Source organism: Thiocapsa sp. (genome assembly GCF_035467215.1).
Lineage (GTDB): Bacteria > Pseudomonadota > Gammaproteobacteria > Chromatiales > Chromatiaceae > Thiocapsa.
This window is the reverse complement of sequence record NZ_DATITZ010000193.1, coordinates 1-2,920: the sequence shown is the minus strand read 5'-3', so window position 1 is coordinate 2,920 and position 2,920 is coordinate 1. Positions and strand designations below refer to the sequence as shown.

Genomic DNA, 2,920 nt, shown 5'->3' with positions numbered 1-2,920 from the left:
AAGACCCTCAGGCGCGACATCCGCGGATGTCGCGCCGATCCCGCGAGACGCGCATCAGTTAGCCACTGCGCGCTCGCGTTCCTCGAGCTGCTCGAAGAGCTCCAGCACCCAAATCACACGACCGCCCAGGCCCGCCGGGGCTTCGGCGTCTTCTTCGCTGGGGCGATGGGCGGAGTAGACCACGGCGTCCACCAGAAAGCGTGTCTCGTCCAGCGGCGGAGCTGAGACGTAGCGCGGAGAAAGCACGGCGGTGCCGAGGATCGGGGCCAAGAGCTGTACCTTGCGACTGCCGGGGACCACGGCACGCCGAGAGATGGAATCCAGACCCTGACGCTCGACCTGACGCCCGATCTCGGCATAGAGATAGCGGGCGGCGTTGATGCCGGCACGACACCCCATCGGCAGTCCGGCGATCCCCGCATCGGAGCGCACATACAGCGTGTCGGCCGCGCGCAGCAGGCGCTCGATTACGCTAGCAAGTGCGTCGTTGAAGACGGGCTCCTTCAGCCAGGCCTCGGGATCGATCCCGACCTCGCGCATCCAGGACAGCGGCAGATAGAGACGGCCGTTGCGGGCGTCCTCTCCGACATCCCGTGCGATATTGGTCAACTGCATGGCCACGCCCAGATCGCAGGCCCGTGCTACCAGTTGCGTGCTGCGCGCGCCCATGAGGGCCGCCATCATGGCACCGACGGTACCCGCGACCCGCGCCGAATAATCGTAGACACCCGAAAGGTCCTCGAAACGTCGTCCTTCGGCATCCCACTCGAACCCTTCAAGCAAAGCCTCGAGCAACGCCTTCGGGAGACCGAAACAGGCGACCACGTCGGCCAAGGCGCGATCGGTATATTCATCGATCGGCTCGCCGTCGTAGATGCGGTCGAGCCGATGATGGAGCTCCTCCAGCGCGCGCGTCTGCGCACCGGGCTCGTCGCCCGCGCAATCGATCGCATCGTCCGCGATGCGACAGAAGGCATAGAGCGCGATGGCCGGATCGCGGATGCGCTGGGGCAAGAGAAAGGAGGCCGCGTAGAACGAACGCGAGCCGGTCCGCAGGAGTTGGCGACAGGCGGCGATGTCCGCCGCGCTGGCGTGATAGGTCTTAAGCATAGGTTGAGGCATCGGGTACCACCGTATCGAGGACACGGGCCGACGATAGGACACCGGGCACACCTGCACCCGGATGCGTCCCCGCACCGACCAAGTAAAGGCCATTCACCTCTTCGCTCGCGTTGTGCGGTCTAAACCACGCACTCTGCAAGAGGATGGGCTCGAGACTGAACCCGGCCCCGTTGTAGGACAGAAGCCTGTCCTGGAAATCCCGCGGGGTCGTGACGAGCGAGGCGACGATCTCGTCTTCCAACCCCGGCAGGACGGTTTCACTCAAATACTTCGCGATCCGCGCGCGATAGGGCTCGGCTTGCTTCTCCCAGTCGATATCGCCTTTGAGGTGGGGAACCGGCGCCAGGACATAGAAGGTGTCGCAACCCTCCGGTGCCAAACCCGGATCCGTCGCCGTCGGGCGATGCAGATAGAGACTGAAGTCCTTGGCCAACCGCTTGTTCTTGAAGATATCGTCCAGCAGGCCTTTGTAGCGTGGGCCGAGCAGGATCGTATGGTGCGCGACTTCCGGATATTGGCGTTTGGTCCCGAAATACCACACGAAGAGGCCGTTGGAGTATTGGGCGCGATCGATCTTTTGATCCGTCCAATGGCTGCGATGCTCGGTCGGCAAGAGGTAACGATAGGTCCAGGCCGCGTCTGCGTTGGAGACGACGACAGGGGCCGCGATCGCCTCGCCGGACTTGAGCCGAACACCGGTCGCCGTGCCGTCCTTCACCAGGATCTGCTCGACCTCTGCGCCGTAGCGAATCGTCCCGCCTTGGCCTTCGATCAGGCTGACCATCCCCTTCACGAGCGCGCCCGTGCCGCCGATAGCCGAGTGCACGCCCCATTTGCGCTCCAAGAAGGAGATGAGCGTGTAGATGGAGGTGACGGAGAAGGGATTGCCGCCGATCAGCAGCGGATGGAAGGACAGCACCTGGCGGATGTAGGGGTCCTTGATGTACTTGGAGACCATCGCGTAGACACTGCGATGGCTGCCGAGCGTGATCATGTCCGGGACGATTTTGAGCATGTCGGTCCAGGAGTTGAAGGGGACATGGCCCAACTGCTCGAAACCGATCTTGAAGATTGCCTGGCTGTGTTCCATGAACCGATCGTAGCCAGCGACGTCGCGCGGCGAGAACTTCGCGATCTGCGCCTTCACGGCATCCGCGTCGCCGTTGTAGTCGAAGACCTTGCCGTCGTCGAAACGGATCCGGTAGAAGGGATCCATCAAGCGGATGTCGATCTCCTCGGAGAAGCTGCGTCCGCACAGCCCCCACAGATCGTCGAGCAGGAAGGGCGCGGTGATGATGGTCGGGCCGGCATCGAAGGTGAAGCCGTCGATCTTGTGGACATAGGCACGACCCCCGGGCGCGTCGAGGCGCTCGAGCACGGTGACCTGATAACCCCGAGCACCCAGACGAATCGCGGCGGCCAGTCCGCCGAACCCGCTGCCGATAACGACCGCGTGCGGCTTACTGCGACCTGAAGTGTGCTCGGAGACCTGCGATGCCGGGAGTGTCAAGTCTGCATGACCTTCTGTAATGTCAATGTTGGTTGACATTATAGCAGGAATGGGCGTTTGTGAGCCCCTGTTGGGTCAAGTCAACGACAAACTCGTGATCCGGGTCGCACCGGCAACGCACCCGCGGTGCGATCCACTTGGCTCATCGCGTCCGTTACGTGGGGAACAATTCAAAAACAACCGAAACACTTAGGATGGGTAGAGCGTCAGCGAAACCCATGTGTGACCGGCATGCTAGTCGGCTAGGGTTCCTTGACGAACAACTTTCTGCGCGCGTGAGTCAAGTTT

The 2,920-nt window shown here is 62.5% G+C and carries 2 protein-coding genes; both read right to left on the bottom strand.

Features of this window, described 5'->3' with window-relative positions; translation table 11 throughout:
* Positions 1-54 precede the first annotated feature (54 nt).
* Positions 55-1,122 carry a phytoene/squalene synthase family protein gene (locus VLR48_RS10755; protein ID WP_325291784.1) on the bottom strand — a complete coding sequence of 356 codons (1,068 nt, stop codon included), beginning with the start codon at positions 1,120-1,122 and terminating at the stop codon, positions 55-57.
* Positions 1,103-2,632, bottom strand: coding sequence for a phytoene desaturase (locus VLR48_RS10750; protein WP_325291783.1), 1,530 nt, complete (start codon positions 2,630-2,632; stop codon positions 1,103-1,105). The genes VLR48_RS10755 and VLR48_RS10750 overlap by 20 nt, the downstream gene beginning before the upstream one ends.
* Positions 2,633-2,920 lie beyond the last annotated feature (288 nt).